Annotated in this window: 32 protein-coding genes; 11 read left to right on the forward strand and 21 right to left on the reverse strand. The window is 36.5% G+C overall.

The window, feature by feature from the left end:
- The first annotated feature begins 3 nt into the window (after positions 1–3).
- Positions 4–522, forward strand: coding sequence for a cupin domain-containing protein (locus HT586_RS11505; protein WP_096077911.1), 519 nt, complete (start codon positions 4–6; stop codon positions 520–522).
- Positions 523–574: 52 nt separating this feature from the next.
- Here the strand turns inward: HT586_RS11505 and HT586_RS11510 are convergent, their stop codons facing one another.
- From HT586_RS11510 to pta, 7 genes are all read right to left on the reverse strand, one after another.
- Entirely contained in the window at positions 575–1,048 is a 474-nt protein-coding gene (locus HT586_RS11510; RefSeq protein ID WP_096077910.1) for a GNAT family N-acetyltransferase, read from the reverse strand.
- An 11-nt stretch (positions 1,049–1,059) separates the two neighbouring features.
- Positions 1,060–1,551 carry a GNAT family N-acetyltransferase gene (locus HT586_RS11515; protein ID WP_096077909.1) on the reverse strand — a complete coding sequence of 164 codons (492 nt, stop codon included), beginning with the start codon at positions 1,549–1,551 and terminating at the stop codon, positions 1,060–1,062.
- 78 nt (positions 1,552–1,629) lie between these two features.
- Positions 1,630–2,745: a GNAT family N-acetyltransferase gene (locus tag HT586_RS11520; protein WP_203545852.1), complete on the reverse strand. Its 1,116-nt coding sequence runs from the start codon at positions 2,743–2,745 to the stop codon at positions 1,630–1,632.
- Between the two features lie 17 nt (positions 2,746–2,762).
- Entirely contained in the window at positions 2,763–3,875 is a 1,113-nt protein-coding gene (locus HT586_RS11525; protein ID WP_111746692.1) for an ATP-grasp domain-containing protein, read from the reverse strand.
- Between the two features lie 162 nt (positions 3,876–4,037).
- Positions 4,038–4,364 (reverse strand): YuzB family protein, encoded by a 327-nt coding sequence (locus tag HT586_RS11530; RefSeq protein ID WP_096077906.1) that lies wholly within the window; start codon positions 4,362–4,364, stop codon positions 4,038–4,040.
- On the reverse strand, positions 4,357–5,196 hold the full coding sequence (locus HT586_RS11535) for a lipoate--protein ligase family protein (protein WP_203545853.1): 840 nt from the start codon (positions 5,194–5,196) through the stop codon (positions 4,357–4,359). Before HT586_RS11535 ends, HT586_RS11530 begins: the two co-directional genes overlap by 8 nt.
- A gap of 3 nt (positions 5,197–5,199) precedes the next feature.
- Complete coding sequence (gene pta / locus HT586_RS11540) at positions 5,200–6,189, reverse strand: phosphate acetyltransferase (RefSeq protein ID WP_096077904.1); 990 nt, start codon at positions 6,187–6,189, stop codon at positions 5,200–5,202.
- A gap of 152 nt (positions 6,190–6,341) precedes the next feature.
- On the opposite strand from pta, the gene hemQ reads away from it, so the two are divergent.
- Positions 6,342–7,091, forward strand: a complete 750-nt coding sequence (gene hemQ / locus HT586_RS11545; RefSeq protein ID WP_096077903.1) for a hydrogen peroxide-dependent heme synthase — start codon at positions 6,342–6,344, stop codon at positions 7,089–7,091.
- Between the two features lie 524 nt (positions 7,092–7,615).
- Here hemQ and HT586_RS11550 read toward each other — a convergent pair.
- The 5 genes from HT586_RS11550 to HT586_RS11570 all read right to left on the reverse strand — a co-directional run bounded on the left by HT586_RS11550 (position 7,616) and on the right by HT586_RS11570 (position 12,189).
- Positions 7,616–8,146 carry a hypothetical protein gene (locus HT586_RS11550; protein WP_096077902.1) on the reverse strand — a complete coding sequence of 177 codons (531 nt, stop codon included), beginning with the start codon at positions 8,144–8,146 and terminating at the stop codon, positions 7,616–7,618.
- A 211-nt stretch (positions 8,147–8,357) separates the two neighbouring features.
- Positions 8,358–9,395 (reverse strand): ferrated catecholamine ABC transporter substrate-binding lipoprotein SstD, encoded by a 1,038-nt coding sequence (locus tag HT586_RS11555; protein ID WP_096077901.1) that lies wholly within the window; start codon positions 9,393–9,395, stop codon positions 8,358–8,360.
- Between the two features lie 95 nt (positions 9,396–9,490).
- Positions 9,491–10,297, reverse strand: a complete 807-nt coding sequence (locus HT586_RS11560; RefSeq protein ID WP_096077900.1) for an iron ABC transporter ATP-binding protein — start codon at positions 10,295–10,297, stop codon at positions 9,491–9,493.
- Positions 10,290–11,243: an iron chelate uptake ABC transporter family permease subunit gene (locus HT586_RS11565; protein WP_096077899.1), complete on the reverse strand. Its 954-nt coding sequence runs from the start codon at positions 11,241–11,243 to the stop codon at positions 10,290–10,292. The genes HT586_RS11560 and HT586_RS11565 overlap by 8 nt, the downstream gene beginning before the upstream one ends.
- On the reverse strand, positions 11,236–12,189 hold the full coding sequence (locus HT586_RS11570; RefSeq protein WP_096077898.1) for an ABC transporter permease: 954 nt from the start codon (positions 12,187–12,189) through the stop codon (positions 11,236–11,238). The genes HT586_RS11565 and HT586_RS11570 overlap by 8 nt, the downstream gene beginning before the upstream one ends.
- 199 nt (positions 12,190–12,388) lie before the next feature.
- Here HT586_RS11570 and HT586_RS11575 point away from each other — a divergent pair, with 199 nt between their 5' ends.
- Both HT586_RS11575 and HT586_RS12560 read left to right on the forward strand, forming a co-directional pair.
- Positions 12,389–13,738 carry an APC family permease gene (locus tag HT586_RS11575; protein ID WP_133354217.1) on the forward strand — a complete coding sequence of 450 codons (1,350 nt, stop codon included), beginning with the start codon at positions 12,389–12,391 and terminating at the stop codon, positions 13,736–13,738.
- A gap of 67 nt (positions 13,739–13,805) precedes the next feature.
- Positions 13,806–13,931: a hypothetical protein gene (locus HT586_RS12560; RefSeq protein ID WP_257790030.1), complete on the forward strand. Its 126-nt coding sequence runs from the start codon at positions 13,806–13,808 to the stop codon at positions 13,929–13,931.
- Positions 13,932–13,970: 39 nt separating this feature from the next.
- Here HT586_RS12560 and HT586_RS11580 read toward each other — a convergent pair whose 3' ends face one another.
- The 3 genes from HT586_RS11580 to HT586_RS11590 are packed head-to-tail and all read right to left on the reverse strand — an operon-like array spanning position 13,971 to position 15,316.
- Entirely contained in the window at positions 13,971–14,333 is a 363-nt protein-coding gene (locus HT586_RS11580; RefSeq protein WP_203545854.1) for a DUF423 domain-containing protein, read from the reverse strand.
- A gap of 18 nt (positions 14,334–14,351) precedes the next feature.
- Positions 14,352–14,660: a DUF5327 family protein gene (locus tag HT586_RS11585; protein ID WP_096077895.1), complete on the reverse strand. Its 309-nt coding sequence runs from the start codon at positions 14,658–14,660 to the stop codon at positions 14,352–14,354.
- Positions 14,657–15,316, reverse strand: coding sequence for a uracil-DNA glycosylase (locus tag HT586_RS11590; RefSeq protein ID WP_203545855.1), 660 nt, complete (start codon positions 15,314–15,316; stop codon positions 14,657–14,659). The genes HT586_RS11585 and HT586_RS11590 overlap by 4 nt, the downstream gene beginning before the upstream one ends.
- Before the next feature lie 106 nt (positions 15,317–15,422).
- Between HT586_RS11590 and thiD the strand changes: the two genes are divergently transcribed.
- From thiD to HT586_RS11615, 5 genes are all read left to right on the forward strand, one after another.
- The gene (gene thiD / locus HT586_RS11595; protein WP_096077893.1) at positions 15,423–16,253 is read left to right on the forward strand and encodes a bifunctional hydroxymethylpyrimidine kinase/phosphomethylpyrimidine kinase; all 831 of its coding nucleotides are present in this window, start codon (positions 15,423–15,425) and stop codon (positions 16,251–16,253) included.
- A gap of 124 nt (positions 16,254–16,377) precedes the next feature.
- Positions 16,378–16,734 carry a YojF family protein gene (locus HT586_RS11600; protein ID WP_203545856.1) on the forward strand — a complete coding sequence of 119 codons (357 nt, stop codon included), beginning with the start codon at positions 16,378–16,380 and terminating at the stop codon, positions 16,732–16,734.
- A gap of 13 nt (positions 16,735–16,747) precedes the next feature.
- Positions 16,748–17,410 (forward strand): bacillithiol biosynthesis deacetylase BshB2, encoded by a 663-nt coding sequence (gene bshB2 / locus HT586_RS11605; protein WP_188018559.1) that lies wholly within the window; start codon positions 16,748–16,750, stop codon positions 17,408–17,410.
- A gap of 13 nt (positions 17,411–17,423) precedes the next feature.
- Positions 17,424–18,302: a GTP cyclohydrolase FolE2 gene (folE2, locus tag HT586_RS11610; RefSeq protein WP_203545857.1), complete on the forward strand. Its 879-nt coding sequence runs from the start codon at positions 17,424–17,426 to the stop codon at positions 18,300–18,302.
- 9 nt (positions 18,303–18,311) lie between these two features.
- On the forward strand, positions 18,312–18,866 hold the full coding sequence (locus tag HT586_RS11615) for a sugar O-acetyltransferase (RefSeq protein WP_188018558.1): 555 nt from the start codon (positions 18,312–18,314) through the stop codon (positions 18,864–18,866).
- Positions 18,867–18,983: 117 nt separating this feature from the next.
- On the opposite strand, the gene HT586_RS11620 is transcribed toward HT586_RS11615, so the two are convergent.
- Positions 18,984–19,850, reverse strand: coding sequence for a Cof-type HAD-IIB family hydrolase (locus HT586_RS11620; protein ID WP_096077889.1), 867 nt, complete (start codon positions 19,848–19,850; stop codon positions 18,984–18,986).
- 54 nt (positions 19,851–19,904) lie between these two features.
- Positions 19,905–20,399 carry a tRNA adenosine(34) deaminase TadA gene (gene tadA, locus HT586_RS11625; protein ID WP_257790029.1) on the reverse strand — a complete coding sequence of 165 codons (495 nt, stop codon included), beginning with the start codon at positions 20,397–20,399 and terminating at the stop codon, positions 19,905–19,907.
- A 73-nt stretch (positions 20,400–20,472) separates the two neighbouring features.
- Between tadA and HT586_RS11630 the strand changes: the two genes are divergently transcribed.
- Together HT586_RS11630 and HT586_RS11635 are read left to right on the forward strand one after the other, a co-directional pair.
- Complete coding sequence (locus HT586_RS11630; RefSeq protein ID WP_096077887.1) at positions 20,473–21,093, forward strand: deoxynucleoside kinase; 621 nt, start codon at positions 20,473–20,475, stop codon at positions 21,091–21,093.
- Positions 21,074–21,730 (forward strand): deoxynucleoside kinase, encoded by a 657-nt coding sequence (locus tag HT586_RS11635; RefSeq protein ID WP_203545858.1) that lies wholly within the window; start codon positions 21,074–21,076, stop codon positions 21,728–21,730. The genes HT586_RS11630 and HT586_RS11635 overlap by 20 nt, the downstream gene beginning before the upstream one ends.
- 49 nt (positions 21,731–21,779) lie before the next feature.
- Here the strand turns inward: HT586_RS11635 and HT586_RS11640 are convergent, their stop codons facing one another.
- From HT586_RS11640 to HT586_RS11655, 4 genes are all read right to left on the reverse strand, one after another.
- Positions 21,780–22,472 (reverse strand): HAD family hydrolase, encoded by a 693-nt coding sequence (locus HT586_RS11640; RefSeq protein WP_188018555.1) that lies wholly within the window; start codon positions 22,470–22,472, stop codon positions 21,780–21,782.
- 91 nt (positions 22,473–22,563) lie between these two features.
- Entirely contained in the window at positions 22,564–23,598 is a 1,035-nt protein-coding gene (locus tag HT586_RS11645) for a PTS sugar transporter subunit IIC (protein WP_232508207.1), read from the reverse strand.
- Between the two features lie 92 nt (positions 23,599–23,690).
- Positions 23,691–24,761 (reverse strand): branched-chain amino acid aminotransferase, encoded by a 1,071-nt coding sequence (locus tag HT586_RS11650; protein ID WP_203545859.1) that lies wholly within the window; start codon positions 24,759–24,761, stop codon positions 23,691–23,693.
- Between the two features lie 194 nt (positions 24,762–24,955).
- On the reverse strand, positions 24,956–25,909 hold the full coding sequence (locus tag HT586_RS11655; RefSeq protein ID WP_203545860.1) for an NAD-dependent epimerase/dehydratase family protein: 954 nt from the start codon (positions 25,907–25,909) through the stop codon (positions 24,956–24,958).
- Positions 25,910–26,084: the final 175 nt, after the last annotated feature.

Consider the following 26,084-nt stretch of genomic DNA (forward strand, 5'->3'; position numbering starts at 1 on the left):
ATTATGGCATATTTAATTTTTCAGAAAACAGGTAAACGATTAGACAATCAAGAGGAAATTCATGCATTTTTAGAAAGCAATGAAGTCATTTATGAACAGTGGGATACTTCAAAATTACCTGACACATTAAAAGAAAATTATAACTTAACAGATGAAGATAAATCAGAAATCTTAAACGTATTTAAAGAAGAAATTGATGCAATCAGTGCACGTCGTGGTTACAAAGCAAGTGACGTAATCAGTTTATCAGACACAACACCTAACTTAGATGAGTTATTGACTAACTTCCAGCGTGAACATCATCATACTGATGACGAAGTACGATTCATTGTAAGTGGAAATGGCGTATTTGTTATTCAAGGAAAAGATGACCAGTTCTTTGAAGTACATTTAGATCCAGGCGACTTAATTTCAGTACCACCTAACATAAGACATTACTTCACTTTATCAGACAATCGTAAAGTCGTTGCTGTAAGAATCTTTGTTGATGAAGCAGGATGGGTGCCAGTTTACGAAAAATAAATATAGATGATATTATAAAACCCGACACCTCAATATGAGTGTCGGGTTTTAATTATATCATCTTCTTCAACAATCCTGTTGTTACTGTTTCACCAAATAATTCTTCATTATATTCTCTAACAAGTTCAAATCCAGTCTTTTTGTAGAATCCACGTGCCTGTTCATTATTACTTGCTACTTCTACAAATAGTTCTTTATAGTCATCAAAGTGATTCAATCCTGCTTCCAGAAGTTCTGCCCCTATATTGTGTCTTTGGAAGGATGGATTAACATAGATTGCTGATAAGAATAATTCTGTACCATTGATAAAATTCGCGAAACCAATCACTTCATCGTCATTTTCAGCGACTAAAAATAATGAATCCCCTATGCGTCGCTCTAGACGCTCATCATTATATGCCGCTTCTAAAAACTTAGCGATTGTACTTGCTTCCATAATTTTTGCATATGTATCATACCACGCCATAGAAGCGATTTTTTTTATATTGGGTACATCTGCATTTGTTGCTTTTCTAATCTTAACCATTCTACTTCCTCCTAAATTTTACAGCCTAATATTGTGAGTGAGTAATGATTCCCATCCATTATCGCAACATCAGGCAATTCCCCGTATTTAATAAATCCGTGTTTCATAAATAATTTCAATGCACGTGTATTATGTGAAAAAGTAAATGCCAAAAGCGTCTCTATATCGAGCGTCTGTGCAATTCGCTTCATTTCAGTCACTGCATACTCCCCTAAACCTATACCACGATAATCAGAATCTAAATACAAACTGATTTCTACCGTCTTACCGTATGCTGGTCTGCCGTAAAATGTTTCAAAACTCAACCAGCCCGCTATTTCATTATTTTTGAGAAATAAAAAAATCGGACGTTTTTCCGAATGGTTCAAAAACCATTCTGTCCGACTTTCTACGGTTACAGGCTCAGTGTCTGCAGTCACTAATCTACTTTCAATTGTGGAGTTGTAAATTTCAACAATACGCGGCAAATCTTCTAACGTTGCATGTCTCATCTCAATCGACATGTGCATCACCGCCTAAAAATATGATAAACATATTATATCACTATTAATATCAGAATAATAAATATATTTATTAAATCTTTACTTAAACTGTAGCTTTTCTAATAAAAATTTGCCTAAAGGTGTCGCAACTTTTGTAAACAATGCGTAGCTTAAAAATGGTATTAGCTTTAAATGTTTGTAATAAATATAATGATATTCTAAATACGGTCTACTTCCGCGTGCTAATTTATAATCTTTCGCACCAGCGCTATTGTTAATTTTATAACCATGTTCTTTTGCAAAATGGTATAACAATCCACTTGTCATAAAATACAACCCTTTAACAGACGGATCCATTCCAAAATATGCTGGAAATAATACATTATCTGTTTGACTGACACCCATAAATGACACGATGCGTTCGTTATCTTTAAGTACAAACCATGTAAGTCCTATCTCTTTATATAAGAATTTAAAGAACTCCTCTGTGTAATGCGGGTTGAAGTCCGAATATTTATCTAAATATACTTGTTTATAGAGAGCCATTAACTGGTGAAATTCATCCTCACGTAATTCATTCGTGAATGTTAACCCACTTTTTTCAAAGCGCTTCATGTCTTTCTTTAAGTCTTTTCGTTCGTTCTTTGTATGTTTATCATCTGGACCAAATATATATATCGCGCGAGATATCATCGCTTCATAGCCGATTTCATTTAACTGTTTCATTTTATCTTGATGAAATTTGTCATTCAACGTACGAAATACAAGCGCATGTTTCGGAAATCTTGCGACGAGTATTCTTGTAATTTCCTGAAGCTGATCGAACTGAAAGTCTTCATACATTGTCGTCGACATAAATGAAGGAAATATCGTCACTGTCTTCTCACCAGTAAGTCCGAGTACCGTTCTGCCCACGTTCAATAACTGATGTGCAAGACTACGTACTATATTCGGCATCTCCATACGATTTACTTCTGAAATCATTTCTTCAATATATTGCCCTGTAAATGAATGAATCCAGGATGCTTTGTTGCCACCATCTTTCACACTATAAGGAATGAGCTGTCCGTTCAGCAATATCACTTCTACGCGCGCGTGTACATTCTCGATGCCACGATGAATACCTTCCATCATATACTGAATATATGCCTTATTAAAAGGAGAGATATCCGCTTCGTTAAAAGGGATATCTGCGTATTTCGTATAAATCGTCATTCGTAAGACCTCTTTATCTATAGATTTACAATGTCTTCATTCCATTCGATATCATACGTTGTAATCGTGTTGACTGTTGTCTTTTGAGATTTCGCTTCAAACCACCACTGAGCACCGCTTATAATTTGTTCAAAGAAGATTGACTTTTCACTTGGATGCCAGAAAATGTCTTTCCCATACTTTAATCGCTCTAAATTATGTTTCTTTGGACGCATAATAAAATTATATAGCGAAACGAAGATCAGTTGACGTGCTTCATATTTCGGTTCGCATTGCTTTAATTCCCAAACGTCCGGCTGCATAAATAACGCACCATTTGTCGCACGTGGATTACATTCAATAAAGTAATAGTCACCTGTCGTATCACATTTAATCACATCAAAGGCAATTTGATACGACCAGTTTAAGTTCTTAATTACAGCTTCAATAATTGACTGAAGTTCTTCATTCTTCTCTGATGTGAAGTGTGTAGAACAGTTATAACTGTCATGTGTGTTCGATAAATATAATGATGTAGACAATGTTTTCCCGTCTTTTGCAAAGCTGTATGAACACCATTCTGTCCCCTTAATTAATGTCTGAATCATAAAAGGGAATTCGATCATGTTATCATTCTCTAATGACATACGTGTTAATTTACGTACAGATTGACCGAAACGTCCGTACGGTTGTTTGACGATATATTCGTCTCCCGGAAAGTCGTTTATAAATGCTGTTAAGTCATCGTAATTCATGACATATTTCGTGTCAGGCACTTTAAAACCCATCGCATCGATTAACTTTGTGAAGTTATACTTGTTGTGGACTGACAGCATCTTAGAAATATCTTCAACCCATACAGGTGCGATTATTTTATCTTTCATATAAGAAAGATAGAAAGATTCTTCATTTAAAGGAATAATCAGATCAATATGATATTGCGTTACAATATTATTAATATCGTTAATATATTCTTCAGTAGAAAATCGTGGTGACGTCGTTAAAATAAACGCTTCGATAAACTTAGAATTTTTAATGCTGACCTTTTTGGTAGAATCCGTCAAGAAAACCGTTCTGCCTAATGCGACCTGCTGCTGCACAACTTCATAAGAAATTGGAGCACGCGCACCAGTAATTAATATACGTTGCACGAATCGTTCCACCCTTCTATTGATTCATTCATATCGTTATACAAACTAAGCATATCAAAGGGATGTTAAACTCATGTAAATTTACATTAAAGAAGTATGTAGGATTGTAAAGAGGAATAATTTAAATTAAAGAGACTGGAACAATTGTCCCAGCCTCTACATCTATCTCTTCAATTTCTCTTTCAGCTTCTCGTTCTGTTCGTCTAAACGACGTTTACGTTCAGCGTTACGTTTGGCAAGTCTCGCTTCCTCTTCAGGATCGCGTTTCTGTGCTAAACGTTTCTCAACTTTTTCAAGTAGTTCTTCTTCAGTTGCAGCTGCTAGAGGGCGATTATTGACAAATGCGAAAGTTTTTCGTCTACCTGGTCCACAGTAAGACTGGCATGCGATTTCAACTTCAGCATCTGGATCTAACTTCTCTAACTTCGGTAGCAACGTTCTAAGACATACGCCTTGGCAATCATCGCACACTTGAAACTTATTACGCATTTGCTTCACCACCTTGATTAATTTTTATTTTTGCGTTGCGTTCAGTCATGCGTTCGAAGTAATTATTATACAACGTCCACATAGCATCTGTCATCTCATTATTTGTTAAGGTTGCACCTAAGTCTTTCATAGCATACAGTAATTTGAATATGACTTCGTCTACTGTAAGCTCCACACCGAGCAATTCTGATAGACTCGCCATACACTCAGGATCTATTTCAGGATACGTAAATTTCGTAGCTTCACCACGACGTGCCACATCATAAAATTGACGCATCAGTTCAGCACGTGCGCTCCCGCTGCCTTCGACACTAAGATAAATCTGGACCGCGATACCGTCTTTTACACGACGTTGTGAAATACCTGCAAACTTCTTATTATCAATACTTAAATCGTAACTTCCCGGGCAATATGAATGAACGATTTCTTTCGCTTCAATATGTTTATGATAATCTTTAAACATCTCCTGAATCAGTTCATACATATATTCATATCCCGCATCAATTGAAAAAGTAATATCTCCGGGAAATATAATCGAAATATTGAGTACACCTGCATCGAGTACCACACCTAAACCGCCTGAATTACGAACAATAGCACCATACCCATGATTGTTTAGGAACGCTATTCCCTCTTCAATATAAGGCAGACGTGCATCGTGCATACCGAGAATAATGACATGATCATGAATCCAAGTGCGTACCACACTATCATGATTTTGTTGTCCAATTAAATGACAGTACATATCATCAAAAGCAAAGGACTGCATTGGCTGCAGTCCTCGCGTATGATCTACGTATTGCCAATTCTCTTCAAAAATTGACTTCGTCATCTATTATAAAGATTGTGCTGCAGTGATGATTGATAATGAAACAACATCTTCTGTTGAACATCCACGTGATAAATCATTCACTGGTGCATTTAATCCTTGTAAGATTGGACCTACAGCATCAAATCCACCCAAGCGTTGCGCAATTTTGTAACCGATATTACCAGCTTCTAAGCTAGGGAATACGAATACATTTGCGTCACCTTGAATTGGTGATTCTGGTGCTTTTTTCGCTGCTACTGATGGTACGAATGCAGCATCAAATTGGAATTCTCCGTCAATAACTACGCCTTCTAAATCAGCTTCTGAAGCTAATTTTTCTTGTGCTAAGCGTGTTGCTTCTACAACTTTTTCAGTTTCAGGTGTTTTTGCTGAACCTTTAGTAGAGAAAGATAACATCGCAACTTTAGGTTCCATACCGAAAGCTTTTGCAGTCTTAGCAGACTCGATACCGATTTCAGCTAAAGCAGTTGCATCAAGTTCTGGATTGATTGCACAATCACCCATTAAGTACTGCTCGTCTTCGCGAATCATAAAGAATACGCCTGATGTACGAGAAACACCTGGTTTAGTCTTGATAATTTGTAAAGCTGGACGTACAGTATCTGCTGTAGAATGTGCTGCTCCTGATACAAGACCTGCTGCACGACCTGTATAAACTAACATCGTACCGAAATAGTTCGGATCGTTTAGCATTTGTGTCGCTTGCTCTTCTGTCGCTTTACCTTTACGACGCTCAACAAACTTCGCGATTAATTCTTCACGTAATTCGTTGTTTGTTGGATCCATTAATTCAATTCCGTCAATTGATAAACCTAAATTTTCAGCAAGCGCTTGTACTTCTTCCACGTTCCCTAAAACGATTGGTGATACTTTATCACCTTTGTGTAATTCAACAGCTGCTTGTAATACACGCTCGTCTGTTCCTTCCGGTAAAACGATCTTCACATTTTTACCGGAAAGTTTTTCATTTAATACATCTAATAATTTAGCCATAATAGCCTCCTGAAATTTTGATTCATCCCCATTAACTATTATAGACTCTTTTTATATAAATTACACGTCATCAATATGTAAAATCTTCGAACATACATATGTTTCGAGATATGTTAGAATGATAATGATTACAATTAGAGGAGAGATGGACAATGAACGAAGCAGCAAAAACATTAGACGGTTGGTATAGCTTGCACTTATTTTATGCCATTGATTTCACAAGCTTAAAATTAGTTGAAGCAGAAGACCGTACAAAAATGGTTGAAGAATTCCGTGCATTTATCAATAAATTAGAAGAAAACCATGTAGCAAAAGAAGGTTCTTACGCGCTTTATAACATTACAGGTCAAAAAGCTGATTTAATGCTTTGGATGTTACGTCCGGAAATGAAAGATTTAACAGCCGTTGAAACTGAATTTAATAAATTAGCAATTTGTGATTACTTAATCCCAACATATTCTTACGTATCAGTAATTGAGTTAAGTAACTATCTTGCACAAGGCTCTGACGAAGATCCATACGAGAACCCACATATTAAAGCAAGATTATATCCAGAATTACCACGCTCTGAGTATGTGTGTTTCTATCCAATGGATAAACGACGTCAAGGTGAAGATAACTGGTACATGTTAGATATGGATCACCGCAAAGGATTAATGCGTTCACACGGTATGATCGGACGTGGGTATGCAGGTATCGTTAAACAGTTCATTACAGGATCAGTTGGATTTGACGATTACGAGTGGGGCGTTACTTTATTCTCAGACGACGTATTACAATTTAAGAAGTTAGTATACGAAATGCGTTTCGATGAAGTATCAGCGCGTTACGGTGAATTTGGTTCATTCTATGTTGGTAACATCTTAAAAACAGAAGATTTACAGGGATTATTTACAGTTTAATATATCGTTATGAGACAACCTTTTGGGGTTGTCTTTTTTTGCGGGTAGACTGAAGTTGAACTTCATAATCTATGTAGTGCATGTTCAGAAGTGACCTCAAATCATTTTTGACGACACTTGCTCACACAATCCTTGTTGTTCTTGCACGGAAGTGTCTTCAAATCGTTTTTGACGACACTTACTCACACAATCCTTGTTGTTCTTGCACGGAAGTGTCTTCAAATCATTTTTGACGACACTTGCTCACACAATCCTTGTTGTTCTTGCACAGAAGTGGCCTCAAATCGTTTTTGACGACACTTACTCACACAATCCTTGTTGTTCTTGCACGGAAGTGGCCTCAAATCGTTTTTGACGACACTTACTCACACAATCCTTGTTGTTCTTGCACGGAAGTGTCTTCAAATCATTTTTGACGACACTTGCTCACACAATCCATGTTGTTCTTGCACGGAAGTGACCTCAAATCGTTTTTGACGACAATTCCCTTTCTTAACTCCAATACTTCAATCAAACCAACCATTTTATTTTTCCTGGACAACATGTATTGCGCCATCATTATGTAGTGTGACTGTAGATGCTCTTTCCTCTTTTTCATCAACTTCTCTAAATCTTCTATAATCATTGATATAACAGTTGTAGACATGGCCATCGATTTTATCTGTCCACATTTTTTTATCACCTTTTTGATAAGTCACATTGACTTTACCTATCTTAACCTGATATCCATCTTTATTCTTTAGGATATAATACGTTGTCACATAGTCTTTTGTCTTGCCATCATAATACGCATATATACCGGTACCCGGTTCATTTGCTTTAGAACTTAAAGATATACCACTTTCCTTGACGCCATCAAATAGTTGTTTCCCCACAGCTTCTTGTGCTTCTTCTTCTGTTGGAAATGTACTGCTCTCCAATTGGGCAATCTGACTTTTCGTTACTTTCGGCAACTTTTGGGGGTTCATTAAATTTTGAATTGAAATCCCTATCGCAAATATTCCAATAAGCATCAGAGCCATCATTAAAAATTTCTTCGAAAATATGTCTTTCATATCATCAACCTTCTCTCTTTTAAAAATCAAAAACGCCTGCAATGCTTATGCATTTGCAGGCGAATGATTCTAATCATAAGTAAATATGTTCTCACCATACAAATTCCTTACCATCAGTATAATCGTCTTTCTATATTTTTACAATTATCATAAGTAAGGTTATTTGCTGGTAATCTATTTTTAATTAATGTTGTTCTAAGGTGACTTAGTTTTATTTGTATGCTTTTTCTACTTCTTCAATTTGTTTTATAACAGTGACTGCCCCGCCACCTGAGAAATACCATAAGTACGGATCGATTTCTACGACTTTATCATTTTTCACTGCACTTACGTCTTTAATAACATCGTTAGATAATGCTTGTTTCGCAGATGATTTACCACCAACTGCTACTCCACGGTCCATCGCATAGATGATATCCGGATTTGTTTTGTTAATATATTCAAAGTTAATAACTTGTCCGTGTCCTTTTGCCTGAATATTTTTGTCCGCTTCTTTCACGCCTAATACATCATGAATAAATCCGAAACGTCCACCTTTACCAAATACAGATAATTCACCTTCATTGGCTAATACAAATAATCCTTTGTCTTTAGACTTTTCAGTCATTGCTTTTACTTCTTCAATCTTTTTGTCTAAATCATCAATTAATGCTGTTGCTTCTTTTTCTTTACCAAAGATTTTACCGATATTTTCAGTATTTTCTTTTACGCTTTCGATATACTTCGTATCATCAGTACCAACATATAAAATAGTAGCGTCTGGTGCTGCTTTTTTCATTTCTTCCATTACTTTTTGTGTTGCCTGGCGTCCAGAAATTAAGATTAATTCTGGTTGTTGTTCAGCTAATTTCTCAAAATTAGGTTCTTTTAAGCTTCCTAAGTTTGTATATTTATCATCTTTAAAGTTTTCAAGGAATGATGGAACACTGCGATTGCCTTCACCTTTAGGTAATCCTTTAACTTTACCATCGACACCTAATTCCTGCATCGTTGCCAATGTTCCGTAGTCAAATACCGCAATATTTTTTGGGTTTTTCGGCACTTCTACTGTTTCAGTTACGTCTTTTGCGTCACTGCCGTCTTCTTTTTCACCCATTAGCTTGTATTTATTTTCAATTTTAATCGTTTCAGCCTTATCTGAGTCTCCTGCTGTCTTATCTTCTGATTTTGTACTTTCTTTGTCATTACCACATGCTGCTAACACAATAATTAAAGCTAAAGTTAATACTAAACTAAAAATACGTTTCATTCCTATATTCTCCTTTGATATATGTATTATTCCCCTGTAAATAAATTAGCCCTACATTAAAAACTACCCGGCAACACTCCTTTCAAGGACTTGAATTATACTGCCTGCACTTCTTCTATAAATTCATCAACGGTCATGTGTTCATCATCAAAATAAACACAGATCTGCTGACCGAAGATACATTCAATTTGAATATCCATATCGTATACTGCTTTTAACTTTTCAGTTGTGATAACATCTTCTTTCTTCCCGTCTAATAATACGACACCATCTTTTAATGCAATGATATAATCTGCATAACATGATGCAAAGTTAATATCATGAATTACGATAACAATCGTCTTTTGTTTTTCACGTACTAATCGACGTAGTAACTGCATCATCTGAACAGAATGTTTCATATCTAAATTATTCAACGGTTCATCTAAGAAGATATAATCCGTATCCTGAGCTAAAGTCATCGCGATATATGCGCGTTGTTTTTGTCCGCCTGATAATTCATCTAAGAAGCGATTTTCAAAAGGTTTGAGTTCTAAATATTCAATTGCTTCATCAACAATTGCATGATCTTCTTTTGTTAAGCGTCCTTTTGAATAAGGAAAACGTCCAAAGTTAACTAAGTCACGAACAGTGATTTTTAAGTTCGTATGATTACTTTGCTTTAAAACTGCGAGTTGCATTGCGATATCATCACTTTTCATCTCTTCAACCGGCGCATCATTTAACAATACAGCACCTCTATCGTAATCACTTAAACGTGTAATTGCTGATAACAATGTACTTTTACCGGCTCCATTCGGTCCGATAATCGCCGTGATTGCACCTTTTTTTATTTCCACGGAAATGTCACTTAGAATCTCTTTCTGTCCAATCGATTTGTGCAAATGTTGTACTTTAATCATGTGCACCCTCCTTAAATAATAGATAGATGAAGTAAACGCCACCTATAAAGTTAATCAATATCGTAATTTCTGTTGTGCCATCAAATACATATTGATTGATCATTTGTCCAAGTAATAATGTAATGCCCGATACTGCAAATACCGAAATAATTAAATATTGATGCTTAAATGTCTGCATAAATTGATACGTTACGTTACAGACGATGATACCTAAAAATGTAATCGGGCCAACGAGTGCAGTTGAGATACTGACTAATATTGCAACGACAAGCAACATGTTACGTGTTAATCTTTCAACGTTGACCCCTAAATTTGTTGCGTGTGTGTTCCCTAAACTTAATACATCTAACTCGTGTGCATGACGATAAATATAAATGAGTAGCAGCACGATAATAATACAGCTGATGAGTAATAACTTTTCATTTACCGTATTAAAGCTTGCGAAAAGTTTATCTTGTAACAACAAGAAATCATCTGGATTCATCACCATATGCATAAAGCTCGAAAGACTAGAAAAGCATGTTCCCATTACAATCCCAAACAGTAATACGAAATAAACAGATGTATTTTTCTTAAAGACGATATTGAATAATAGTAATGTAAACAAAATCATCAGAACAACGGAAATAAAGAAGTTCACATATACATTAAAGAATAAATCTCCTAGTTTTCCGAAAAAGAAAATAATAATGGTCTGTATAAATAGGTAGACTGCATCAAGACCGATGACTGATGGTGTTAGCAAATGATTTTCAGTAATCGTCTGGAAGATGAGTGACGATACACCAATTGCTGCACCGACTAAAATAATAGCAGCAAGCTTTCGCAGTCTTGATGGCAGTACATAATCTAAAATTTGCAAGTTGAGTTGAATCATTACAAAGCCAATCATCAGTGCAATCATCACAAAAATGAGTAACGAGACTTTTTTCGTTGTATTAGGCATATTCTTTCCTCCTTTTCAGAAGGATAATCATAAATACAACACTCCCTAAAATACCTAGCGTTAGCCCTATCGGTATTTCGTATGGAAAGATAATAATTCGGCTGAATATATCAGCAATCATTACAATAATCGCTCCAAGAAGCGCAGTGTACGGTAACGCTTTATTCATATGATCCCCGACAAAAAGCCCAACAATATTCGGTACAATCAATCCCAGGAATGGTAATACACCGATTGTTACGACGACAGTGGCTGAAACAACTGCCGCAATAACTACGCCGAGATTCATTATCTTATTGTATGAAATACCTAAGTTCTTACTAAACGACTCTCCCATTCCGACAATCGTAAAGTGATGTGCAAAGAAGTACATAATAATAACCATCGGAATGATGATATACAGCACTTCATAACGTCCTTTCGTAATCATCGAAAAATCACCGACAAAGAAGTTAGAAATACTTTGCATTGCATTAAATCTTAATGCCATAAATGTTGCTAAGCTGGAAACGATATTACCCAGCATCAATCCGACAAGCGGAATGAATATCGCATCTTTAAACTTAATACGATTAACAATCCACATAAACATAAATGTTCCGAGAATAGCAGTTGTAATACTAAATCCAAGTTTTACTAATAGCGGCGCTTGCGCAAAGAAAATCATTGATATCAATACACCAAACTTCGCAAAATCCATTGTACCTGCTGTCGTCGGCGAGACGAATTTATTACGTGTAAGCTGCTGCATCAGTAACCCTGCAACACTTAATGCCACACCTGCCAATATGATAGATAGCGTCCTCGGGAAACGACTATTCATTAAAATATTCTTCTGATTGTCTGATAGATGCATTAAATGTTGCGGCGAAATATCAATCACCCCTACAAATATCGAAACAATCGATAATAATACTAATGCGATAAGACCATACATCATTTTCATTAACAAGAGCTCCAATCATAAATGATAATAATTATCATTGAGAAACGTTTTCAGTTACAATCATAACAGACTGAGAATTATTTTCAACCTGTATTTAAAAAAATACGTTGAAAACTTTGACATTATTAAAAAATTTGTAATAGTAACGCTTTATTTCATGATATATTGAACATAAGAAAAACACGGAGGGGTGACTTTTATGAATAAACAACATGGAGAACAGGCACTGGAAAAAACGATAGGTTTCTGGACTGCCATTACTGTCGTTATTGGTACAATTATCGGCTCAGGGGTTTTCGTTAAACCGTCAGTCGTATTAAATCATGCAGGTACAAGTGACATGGCAATCTGGGCATGGGTTGTCGGAGGTATTTTAACGCTTGCAGCAGGACTTACAATTGCTGAAGTTGGCGCACAGATTCCTAAAACAGGTGGTCTTTATGCTTACATTAGAGATATTTACGGTCCATTCTGGGGATTCTTAACAGGCTGGATGCAAACTGTTATATATGGACCAGCAATAATCGCTTCATTGTCTTTATTTTTTGGTATTTTAGTAACAAACTTCTTTGAACTAGATCCTGCACTAGGTATATGGATCGGTATTGCAGCATTTACTTTCCTTGTTATCCTTAATATTATGGGTACTGGTCTAGGTGGTGCAATGCAGACATTTACAACAATCTGTAAATTGATACCTGTATTTGCGATTATCATATTTGGTCTATTATGGGGTAAAGAAGGTATATTCGGTCAAGACGTTACCAGCTTAATTAAAAACCAAGAAGAAATTAACTTTGGTCGTGCTGTTTTAGCAACGCTTTTCGCCTATGATGGATGGATTCTATTAACAAACTTAACCGGAGAAATGAAAAATCCAAAAAGAAATTTACCGTTAGCAATGTTTGCCGGCTTAAGTGTTGTAACACTTGCTTACGTCCTGATTAATATCGCTGTATTTCATGTTATTCCTGCAGATAAATTAGTAGGTATGGGGAATACTTCTTCAGCGGAAGCAGCTAAGATTTTATTCGGTGATTTCGGTTCTAAATTTGTAAATATCGGTGTTATCATTTCAATATTCGGATGCTTAAACGGTAAAATTATGACATTCCCACGTATTCCATTTGCGATGGCCGATGATCATCTATTACCATTCGATAAAGCAATCAGCTATGTCAGCCCTAAATTTAAATCGCCAATCGGTGCACTAATCGCTGTTTACATTATCAGTTTGGTGTTATTATTACTGACGATTGTCATTCCCGATATCGTTAATGCAGATTACTTATCAGAAGTATGTATCTTTATTATTTATATCTTCTATATTGCAGCATTTATCGGTCTATTTTTATTAAGACAACGCAATAAAGGTATGAATCGCGATTACTCAGTGCCGCTTTATCCGATTGTTCCGATTGTTGCATTACTGGGTGGATTATTCATTATCATCAGTACATTAATGAGTGACTTTATCGGTTCTATGCTAGGTGTGGCATTTGTTATCATTGGTATTCCGTTCTACTTTATTTTAAGAAAGAGACATTAAGATGTTTAATGCCTGTTAAACGGGATATATATAAATTATATATTATATAGAAATGAGGCAAATGATTATGAATAAATTAGTGAGATTAATTATTAAATTAAGTCCTATCTTAATTCCAATCGTAAAGAGACAATTAGAAAAACGTGCACAACAACAATCAAATACACAATCACAACAAGTTAATAATAAGTAATAAAAATAAGGCTAGCGCGTATGCGTTAGCCTTATTTTTTTAGAGTTTAATTGCTGCCAACATGAGTGCAACCCATGCTGCAATAAACAATACGCCACCAATCGGTGTAATCGCACCTAATATTTTAATTTGTGTTAAAGCTAAAATGTATAAAGAGCCGCTAAAGAAAACAATACCAAGTGTCATCATCCAGCCTGCCGCATTTAAATTTAACTTTGTTGTACCATTTAATATACCAATCGCTATTAATCCTAGCGCATGATACATTTGATATGTTGTTGCTTTCTCCCAGACGGCCATATACTTCTCACTTAACTTACCTTCTAAACCATGGGCACCAAATGCGCCACATGCCACTGCCATCATTGCATTAATCGCACCGATAATTAAAAATAATTTCATCACTTATTCCTCCTGAATTTAAAAATCAAATATTGAATCACCGTTACCGAAACCGTCATCCGTTTTTACTTTATTGTCACTTGAAACTACTTTAGCACCCATCATCTTCAATTCTTCAGTAGTAATACCTGCATGAGGACCTGTGCTTTTACTTATATTTGTCGGCTGCAATGGTGTGTCCGGCATTGCTACACCACTTTCTTCAGTTTGCCCGAAACGCGCTAACATTTCAATCGCATATAGATGCTTATTAAACGCTGCATTACTATTCGCTTGTTTCAAAAGCGTTATTTCCTGAGATAATTGTGCAATTAATTTCTGGTTCATGATAGATCCTCCCTTGCCCAGTTAATTGGTGTTAATCCGTGCATTTCTAAATCCTGGTTTATTTTACTGAAAGGTTTTGAACCGAAGAATCCACGATATGCACTTAGCGGACTAGGATGGACACTTTTAATAATTCTATGTTTATCTGTATCGATATACTGGATAAGTTTTTGCGCTGGACTGCCCCATAGGACAAAGACAACATGTTCTTTATGAACAGAAACCGCTTCAACGATGGCCTGCGTAAAATACTCCCATCCAATACCTTGATGTGCATTCGGCGTCTTTTGTTCGACAGTAAGCACTCTGTTCAAAAGTAGTACACCTTCTTTCGCCCATCCGGTAAGATCACCTGTTACACGCGTGATACCTAAGTCGCTTTCAAGTTCTTTATACATATTACGTAGCGATGGTGGCAATTTAGTACCATCTTGCACCGAGAATGCTAAGCCATGCGCCTGATTCGGACCATGATACGGATCTTGTCCGATAACAACTACTTTTACATTTTCAAAAGGCGTTAAAGTAAATGCATTATAAATCGCTTCACGCGGCGGATAAACCGTTTTCGTATTATAAGCTTCTTCTAAAAATGCATCCATATCTGAAAAATCATGTGCTAATTTAATTTCATGAAATATCTTTTGCCAATCCATAACTTCACCTCATTGAAATTGTAACATAACTTAGTGTTTATTTATTTTTTTAAATCCTTATTAATGATATGATATTATACAAATAACTTTATAGGGGAAATGAATGATGAGCTTAAAAAAGATTTTAACAATTGCGGGATCTGATACAAGTGCCGGAGCTGGTATGCAGGCTGACTTAAAAACTTTCCAGGAATACAACACATACGGGATGGTAGCATTAACCGCTGTTGTAGCAATGGATCCAGAAACTTGGGGACATGACGTTACACCACTCCCAATTGAGTTATTAGATAAACAAATTAAAACTGCATTATCAATCGGACCAGATGCAATTAAAACAGGTATGTTAGGTACTGAAGAAATCATCCAGCGTGCGGCCAAAGCTTTTGAAGATTCTGATGCAGAGTTCTTCGTAGTAGACCCTGTTATGGTATGTAAAGGGGAAGATGAAGTACTTAACCCAGGTAATACTGATGCCATGATTAAATACTTATTACCACTTGCTACAATTGTCACACCTAACTTGTTTGAAGCAGGTCAATTATCTGGTTTAGGTAAGTTGACGACAATCGAGCAGATGAAAGAAGCAGCAAAGATTATTCACGAACGTGGCGCAAAACACGTTATCATTAAAGGTGGAAAAGCATTAGAATCTGATGAAGCATTAGATTTATACTATGATGGTGAAACTTATACGTTACTGACAACAGATAAATTCCAATCATCATATAACCACGGTGCAGGTTGTACATTTGCGGCAGCAACAACTGCAAACTTAGCATTAGGTAAATCTCCACGTGAAGCTGTAATTGCTGCTAAAGGATTTGTAGCATCAGCAATTAAACACGGCTGGAAAATGAACGAATTTGTTGGCCCAGTACAACACGGTGCTTACAATAACGTTGAGAAGATTGAAGTAACTGTAGAAGAAGTTTAATTTAAATGCTGGGACAATTGTCTCAGCTTTTTTATGTCTTTTTTTCGTATGCAAGCTCAAAAGGTATAATTTTTACAATTTATTTAGTAAAATAGTCTAGTATAAACTTTGAGGAGCAATGAAGATGGAATTAATCGAAAAACAACAAGTACAGGAGCTATTGAATCAATTTCAAGGGAAGTCTGTCTATTTACATGTAGAAACGACGAATGGTGCTTATGCAAGTCACTTTGACCAAAAAGTGTTCAATGCGGGTACATTCTTACGTAATATTCAAGTATCATATATTCAAGGGATTATTACTGGCGGCGGAAAAGAACCTTTCCGTGTCGGTTTAAAATTAAATGGTGGATGGATATACGTGCAAGGTTTAACACATTTTGAAATAGACGAGCAAGGTCGTTTCTTAATGGCAGGATTAAACTATCAAGGGCAGCTTGCAGCAGCTCTTGAAATAAGCGAAACGCCATTTGAGGTTTAAGGGGGAAATGATGATGGAACAAGAAAGACAAGTACTCGTAATCTTCCCTCACCCGGATGATGAAGCATTCGGTGTATCAGGTACGATTATGAAACATATCGATGCAGGTACGCCTGTCACTTATGCATGCTTAACGCTAGGACAAATGGGGAGAAACCTAGGAAATCCACCATTTGCAACACGTGAAACGCTGCCTAAGATTCGCGAGAAAGAATTGGAAGATGCATGTCGTGTTATGGGGATTACTGATTTACGTAAAATGGGTTACCGTGATAAAACGTTGGAATTTGAATTATTAGATGACTTAACAGATATGGTTACAGGATTAATCAATGATTTAAATCCTTCAAAAATTATTTCGTTCTATCCAGGTTACTCTGTGCATCCAGACCATGAAGCAACAGCTGATGCAGTAGTTGAGGCAGTCCGTCGTATGGACGGTGAGAAACCTAAATTACATTTAGTCGCTTTTAGTAATGATACAGTTGAGAATATTGGCGAACCCAATGTTGAATATGATATTTCGGGATATGAAGAAAGAAAGATGAATGTATTAGGTGCACATGCATCCCAAACAGGACCAATGTTAGAAAATTTAGCGGCAAATACACAAGAAGCAGAAGCGGCAAAAGATATGTGGCTTCGAAAAGAACGCTTCTACGAATACGAAGTTTAATTAGGAGAATGAGATGGATCAATATAATTTAAATACACGTGAAGGTCGCTGGAAACATTTCGGTTCAGTAGATCCTATTAAGGGGACTAAACCTACTGAGAAAGAAAAGATGACTGACCTGCAAAGTTCAAAAAAAGATTTTTTATTCGAAATCGATCATGTAGGTATTAAAAATTTAACATATCCAGTCCGTCTGGATGGATATCAAACAGCAGGAACATTTAGCTTATCTACCCATTTAGCTAAAGATGAAAAAGGCATTAACATGAGCCGTATTTTAGAATCCGTTGAAGCCCATTATGATAATGGTTTATCGCTTGATTTTGAAACATTAAAAGCAGTATTAGTTACTTTACAAACAGTGATGCATCAAAAAGATGCGACAGTTGATGTAGAAGCGAAATGGTTCTTTGACCGTTTCAGTCCGGTTACGAATTTACGTGCAATCGGACATGCAGACACGCGTTTTTCTATGACAGTAGAAGGTGATGCTGTAGTTAATAAATCACTAATATTAACAGCAATGGTGACAACACTTTGTCCATGTTCTAAAGAAATCAGTGAATACTCTGCTCATAACCAACGCGGAATTGTGACAGTGAAGGCTGACTTCGCGCCAGAAGGTGAATTACCTGACGATTTTAAAGAACGTATCTTAGAAGCGATGGAAGTCAATGCAAGTTCAATGCTCTATCCTATATTAAAACGTACAGATGAGAAATCAGTAACCGAACGTGCTTATGAAAATCCTCGTTTCGTTGAAGACTTATTACGTTTAATCGCAGCTGATCTTGTTGAATTAGAATTCGTTGAAGGATTCACAATCGAATGTCGTAATGAAGAATCCATTCATCAGCACGATGCATTCGCTCGTTTAACTTATAAGAAATAGGTGATTGTCATGTCTGAAAAGGAAAAAATGATTGCCGGATTGATGTATGATCCTAGTGATTTAGAATTAAAGAATGACCGTTTGAATGCTAAATTAACTGTGCGTGCGTATAATAACACGCCTGAAAATTTAGCAGATGAACGAAAAAAACGCATTAAAGCAATTCTTGGTTCAACTAAAGAACATGTTACGATTGAAACAGATTTCCGTTGTGACTATGGTTATAATATTCATGTGGGTGAAAACTTTTATGCTAATCATGATTTAACGATTTTAGATGTTGCACCAGTAACTATCGGCGATAATTGTATGATAGCGCCTGGCGTCCATATCTATACAGCAACTCATCCGGTTGACCCCGCCCAGCGCAATAGCGGTTTAGAGTATGCTAAACCGGTTGTAATCGGAGATAATTGCTGGATTGGCGGTCGTAGTGTGATTAATCCAGGTGTGACGATTGGCAATAACGTTGTGATTGCCAGTGGCGCAGTTGTAACGAAAGATGTACCTGATAACGTTGTAGTGGCAGGTGTGCCAGCACGCGTTATACAAGTAATAGAATAATATGAAGAAAGCGATGATACATGTAGGAATCATCGCTTTTTATTTGGATGTGACAATAAATCTAGTGTTTCTTGTCCGATATACCACTTATATCGGACTTGTTTGGCTCTGTGAAATCTAAACTTCTCCATTCATCACTTGCATAATTGCGCGTCCGACACCGCTGTCTTCATTAGATCCAGCCATATAACGCGCTGCAGCTTTTACTTCATCTGTACCGTTTTCCATTGCAAATGAATACTTCGCTTTCTCAATCATCGAAATATCATTTAAATTATCACCAATCGCCATCACTTGATCCATTGTGATATTTAGTTGTTCGCATAGCGCCTCTAATGCAATTCCTTTTTGTGCATCATTATGTGTGATTTCAATGTTACCACGAGATGACGCTGATACTGCTAAATGTTTAAACTGTGCGAGTTCAGCTTTAGCAGCATCAATTTTTTCTAAATCACTAGAGAAGGCTAAGAATTTCATCACAATCTCACCATCACGTTCGTATACTTCCTGATAATTTGATACTTCTTTCAGTGATCCATTATCAATTCGTTTCTGGATAGAGTGGCGTATTTTTTCTACATCCGGTGTGTGTCCCATCTTCTCTGCAATATCCAGATAAATTTGTAAGTCCTTCTCTTTATCTTCCGTATAAATGCGTGCACTTGTGTATACCTGATAATACAAACTATACTTATCTAATATCGAAGTAACATCTTTAATCTGCTGATCGCTTAATTTCGAAGTATGTCTAATATTGAATTCCTCATCACGTACTTCTGCACCATTCAAGCAAATGAATGGTACTTTTAATCCTGTCGGTTTAATAGGCGTATTCGCTTCATAGAATGCACGTCCTGTAGCAATGACAACTGTAACACCTTTTGATTGTGCATATTCAATCGCCTTAATATTTTCTTCAGATACTTCATGTGCGCTGTTTAATAACGTTCCATCCATATCGGTTGCAATTAGTTTAATCATGGGCTCATCTCCTCATTTGAATACATACAGTTTAACAAATTTTTTAAGCGATATCTAAAATAACTCACTTTCAAGTTTTTTTTGTTTTTCGTGTAACTTTTTCTGTCTTAAAATTCTAAAGAAATCTTTCAGTAAGTTACTACATTCATCATGACATATCCCGCTAATCACAGTTGCCCGATGATTAAATTCCCGTTGATTGAGTAAGTTCATCAGACTGCCACTGCATCCACCTTTTTCATCATGTGCGCCGTAAACAACAATTGGTATACGACTCATCACGATAGCTCCACTGCACATCACACATGGTTCCAGTGTTACATACAAAGTACACTCCTCTAAGCGCCACGACCCTAAATGTTCACTTGCTGCCTGAATTGCTTTCATCTCCGCATGATGAATCGGATTTTGTTCGGACTCCCGTGTATTAAACCCTCTACCGATAATTTCACCGTGATGGACTACTACAGCACCAATCGGTACTTCATCAATTGCTAAAGCTTTATTTGCTTCTTCAATTGCAAGTTTCATATAAACTTCATGATTCAAATTATCGTCCACCTTCATAATTTTTGTGTTACAATACTATATACTATTTTATTCTACATTAGAGGAGATTATTATGACACCTTTATATATTGCAATTGAAGGCCCTATCGGTGTCGGCAAAAGTTCATTAACTACTTTACTTTCTAAACATCTAGGCGTTCCTGCGATGTACGAAATCGTAGAAGAGAATCCTTTTCTTTCAGACTTTTATGCTGACATTGAAAAGTGGAGCTTTCAGACCGAGATGTTTTTCTTATGCCATCGATACAAAGAGTTAAGTGAGTTAAGTAAAGATAAAGCTGTAGTCAGCGATTATCATATTCTAAAGAATAAAGTGTTTGCAAAGAATACTTTAAACCATAATGAATATGATAAATTTATCCGCATCTACGATATTTTGACTGAAGATATTAGAGAACCTGATGCAACGATATTCCTAACAGCAGATCTTGATACGTTAAAGAAACGTATCGCCAAACGTGCGCGTGACTTTGAACAAATCATTGAAGATGATTATCTGATTAAGTTAACCGATGATTATAAAAATGTATACGAATCTATGAAAGATAGTGATACAACCTTACTTATCGATACGACACATCTTGACTTTGTAAATAATCCACAAGATTTCGAACAAATATTACAACGCATTACCGCGAGAATTGGAGAACACAATGTACCAAATACCAAATGATGCAATTATTACTATCGCTGGCACAGTAGGTGTCGGTAAATCTTCTTTAACAAGAGCTTTAGCTGAAAAATTAAACTTTAAAACGTCTTTCGAAAAAGTTGATAATAATCCTTATCTTGAAAAATTCTATGCTGACTTTGATCGTTGGAGCTTCCATCTGCAAATATACTTTTTAGCAGAACGCTTCAAAGAACAAAAACGTATGTTTGAGTATGGTGGTGGATTTATTCAAGATCGCTCTATTTACGAAGACGTTGATATCTTCGCTAAGATGCATGAAGAAGGCGGTACGATGACGGCTGAAGACTTCAAAACGTATTATGAATTATATGAAGCCATGGTGATGACACCATACTTCCCTAAACCTGACTGTTTAATCTATTTAGAGTGTGACTATGAATCTGTAATTAATCGTATCGCTGAGCGTGGACGTCAAATGGAAATTGAAACTGATGAAGCTTACTGGCGTGCCTTATTTGCGCGTTATGAAAAGTGGATTGATGGTTTCAACGCCTGTCCAGTCGTACGTGTAAATATTAATGAATATGATGTGTATGACAATATCGATTCACTGGACCCTGTTATTCAGAAAATCGCAAAAGTCATTGAAACGCATAGAGCTATGCATAAAAGATAAAAGATAAAAATGGTACGGTAAAAATTTACCGTACCATTTTTATATTGTTTTATAACTCAAGTTTGTCAATCATTTCAGCAACACTATCTAGAACAACGTGGGCATTACGCAAATCCTGTTGATCACCAGATCCTGATAATACACCAACGATTTTACCAACTTCACCATTTTGCCCAAGTTCAATATCCATCTCTGTGTCACCCACCATCATCGTTTTCTCTTTGGCAACATTTAAATCATTCATAATAAGCTGCAACAATTCTTTTTGGGGTTTATGATACTCTGATGCGTCACTCGTAATAATCATATCAAAATATTCACGAATGCTATATTTATCTATAAATAAATCCATTGAAGCTGTGTCATCCGCTGATACGATAGCAAGAAGGTAACCTTTATCATGTAGAGATTTCAATGTTTCCTGAACACCTTCAATAATTTCGATGTCTTCCACTTCATTGTCAGACGTTGCATGTTCAATCTTTTTAAGTAACCAGCTGGCCATCGCATCACCATTCGGAAGCTTTTCTAAACTGGATACGATTGCCTTTGCTGTTTTTGCACCAATCAATTTATCAACATGATCATCGACAATACCGAATGCGTCTTTTATTTCAGATTTTGGCACATGAATATTTGTACGGACTGAAAATTCGTTAATCAAGTCATCAGCTAACTTCACCACCGGATGTCCTAATTTCATTAATGTTCCGTCTTTATCAAATACGATTAATTTCGTCATAGTCTTTCTCTTCTCCTTAGCTTTACTTTTATTATTTTTATACCCCTTTCACGCAAATATATCTCACTCGAGCTTGAGTGAGATATATTATTTATTTGATTTCTAACGCTAAATCCCCTGCTTTCACATGGTTGAAACGTCGTGCGACACCGTAGTGTAATACATAAGTAACTACAAGCGGAAGTAATACGCCTGCAATCATAAATTGCGTAAATGGTACAACCCCTTGATCATTTAAGATTTGCATCGGTGCGATAAATCCGCATAAACCGATACCACCAATTTCATATGGCACGCCTAAATGAAATCCAAGGATTGCAACCGGTCCACTGATTGCAGCAGCTGCAAGTGGCGCTACCATAATTTTAGGGTTGTTTACAATGTTCGGGAACTGAACTTTAGGTGTACAAACGAGCTGTGCCAAGAAGCCACCTAAATCATTATCCTTTAATCCCATAGCTGTGTATCCTACAAATTGTGCTGAGATACCGACAAGCGCTGCCGCAGAAGATGCTGGGTCAAGTTGTAAGACGATAACCAGCGCTGCTGAAGATGCTGGTGTCATTACGATAACTGCAAATACGAGCGCAATCACTACAGATGAGATAAGTGGTTGTCCTTCTACAGATTGAGCGATCGATTTCGAAATAACGACTAATGCCGGTTCAACGACACGTGCGAGATAATAACCTACTACACTACCTACAAGCACTGCAGATGTTGGTACGGCCATCATGTCAAGAATCGTCTTTCCGGTTACTTTCTTCCCGACATACGTTGCTACGATTGCACCGATAATTGCACCGATTGGAAGTCCTGTCTGGATTGTAAATACTCCATTCACTTCTTTTAGCGCGTTACCGCCAATCGTCGCAGCCACCATTGCAGAAACTAATGTAATGCCATTTGCGCCTAAACTATAAGCAATCGCTCCTCCAAGTGCCGGCGCTAAAATTAACATCGAAATTGTGCCGAAAAGAACTAATAAATCAATGTGTAATAAACCACCTAGTGACTTTAAGAGCATGCCTACCCCGAGAGATACAAAGATACCGGCTGAGATACCTTGTGCTCCTTTTTCGAATCGATCCTTAAAATATGCTTTTTTACTCATCTCATGTTCCATAATTATCCACTCCTATTTTTAGTTTTTACATAATATGACCTTCTTTATCGTTACAAATATGAATATCCATAATTGACCACTCTCCTTAATATTTATTCTACTGAAATACACCATCCAAATGAATCTTCTTTCGAACCATTTTGAATGCTTGTATACGCCTTATATAGCTCTTCAGTTAATTTACCTGTATTACCATCGCCAATCGTTAATACTTCATCTTTATATTTAATCTCGCCAACCGGTGAGATAACGACTGCTGTTCCTGCACCAAATACTTCCGTTAAACTACCATCCTTTGCACTATCCACAACTTCCTGAATGCTGATGCGACGTTCTTCTACATCGTACCCTAAATGCTCAGCAAGCTCTAAAATAGACTTACGTGTAATACCTGGTAAAATACTGCCGTTCAGTTCAGGTGTTACAAGCTTATTGTTGATAACAAAGAATATATTCATACTTCCTACTTCTTCAATATATGCTTGATCCACACCGTCTAGCCACAATACTTGATCATAGCCTAATTTTTCAGCTCTTGACTGAGCAATCAGACTTGCAGCATAGTTGCCTGCTGCCTTCGCAAAGCCTACACCACCTCTAACCGCTCTAACATATTCATCTTCAACATAGATTTTCGTTGGTGATAATTGTTCACCACCGTAATAAGCACCTACCGGAGATAAAAGAATCAAAAATTTATAGCTGAGCGCTGGTCTTACACCTAAGAATGGTTCATTCGCAAATACAATCGGTCTAATATATAAAGACTGGCCGGCGCCATCTGGAATCCACGCTTCTTCCAGTGCAACAAGCTGTTTGAGTGCTTGTACCATTTCCTCAACATCTATTTGAGGCATTTCTAATCGTTCACATGATTTATTCATTCGTTTAAAATTTTGGTCGGGGCGAAATAACTGAATACCATCTTTTGTCTTGTAAGCCTTCAGTCCTTCAAAGACTGCCTGACCATAATGAAGTACTTGCGAAGCTGGGCTCATGGAGATTTCCTGATAAGGGATGATTTTTTTATTATGCCAACCTTCTTCTTGTGTGTAATCCATTGAAAACATATAATCTGTAAAAAATCGACCAAATCCCAAGTTTTCAGAATCAGGCTTTTGCTGTTTATGCATTCGTTCTTCCACTTCAAATACTGCTACCATTTCATTCAATCCTTTCAAAATTTATTGTTAATGTCACTCAGTATAGCAACTCTAAATTTGTTTTTCAATAAGTTTTTAGAAAATTCTAATTGTTTAATATAATTAAAACGCTTACATTTAAAAAATCAAAAAAATCCGAAGAAATTCGCAGTATTTACTACGCATTTCTTCGGATTCTTTATAAAATTTATCAATTATTTATTTTCTTTTAAGTTAATTGCATCTAACATTTCTTTCGTCATCGCATCTAAATCAAATTTAGGTTCAAATCCCCATTGTTGCTTCGCTTCAGTTGCATCGATTGAGTTCGGCCAGCTTTGTGCAATACCTTCACGCACTGGATCTACATCATAATCAAGTTCGAAGTCTGGCATTACTTTACGAATGCTTGCAGCGATCATTTCGGGATCTACACTCATTGCTGTAACGTTAAATGCGTTACGGTCTTTTAAGTTTTCAGCAGGTGCTTCCATTAACTTGATAATCGCATCAATCGCGTCATCCATAAACATCATATCCATGTATGTACCTTTGTTGATGTATGATGTGTATTTACCTTCACGAATCGCTTTGAAGTAGATTTCTACTGCATAGTCAGTCGTACCGCCACCTGGTTCTTTAACGTGTGAGATAAGACCTGGGAAACGTACACCACGCGTATCTACACCGAAACGGTGGAAGTAGTAGTCACATAATAACTCACCAGAAACTTTGTTTACACCATACATTGTTGTAGGACGTTGAATTGTAACTTGTGGTGTATTATCAGCTGGTGTGCTAGGTCCAAAAGCTCCGATTGAAGATGGTGTAAAGAATTGCATGTTATATTTACGTGCAACTTCTAATGCATTCAGTAATCCACCCATATTTAAGTTCCATGCAAATACCGGATTTTTCTCAGCAGTAGCTGATAATAATGCAGCCATATGCATTAATGTATCTGCTTTAAAGTCCGCAGCTAATTTGTCCATACGTTCAGCATCTGTTACATCTAACGCTTCGAAAGGACCTTCTAAAACTTTTGCGCCTTCTTCTGGACGACGTAAGTCTGTGGCTAATACATTGTCTACACCATAAATTTCACGTAATTTAAGCGTTAATTCAGTTCCGATTTGACCTAATGCACCAGTAATCATAATTCTTTTCATGTGTATACCCCTTTATGTACATTTGTCTTTCTTAAGAGTACAAATGTAATAATTTTTAATTATTTTTACATTTATTCTATAATAAAAACGGTTACATGTCCATTAGGGAGATACATAAAAAGAGTGGGAAATTCCCACTCTTTTGTGATTTGTTCATATTATTTTAAGATTTACA

The organism is Macrococcoides bohemicum, from assembly GCF_016865215.1.
Lineage (GTDB): Bacteria > Bacillota > Bacilli > Staphylococcales > Staphylococcaceae > Macrococcoides > Macrococcoides bohemicum.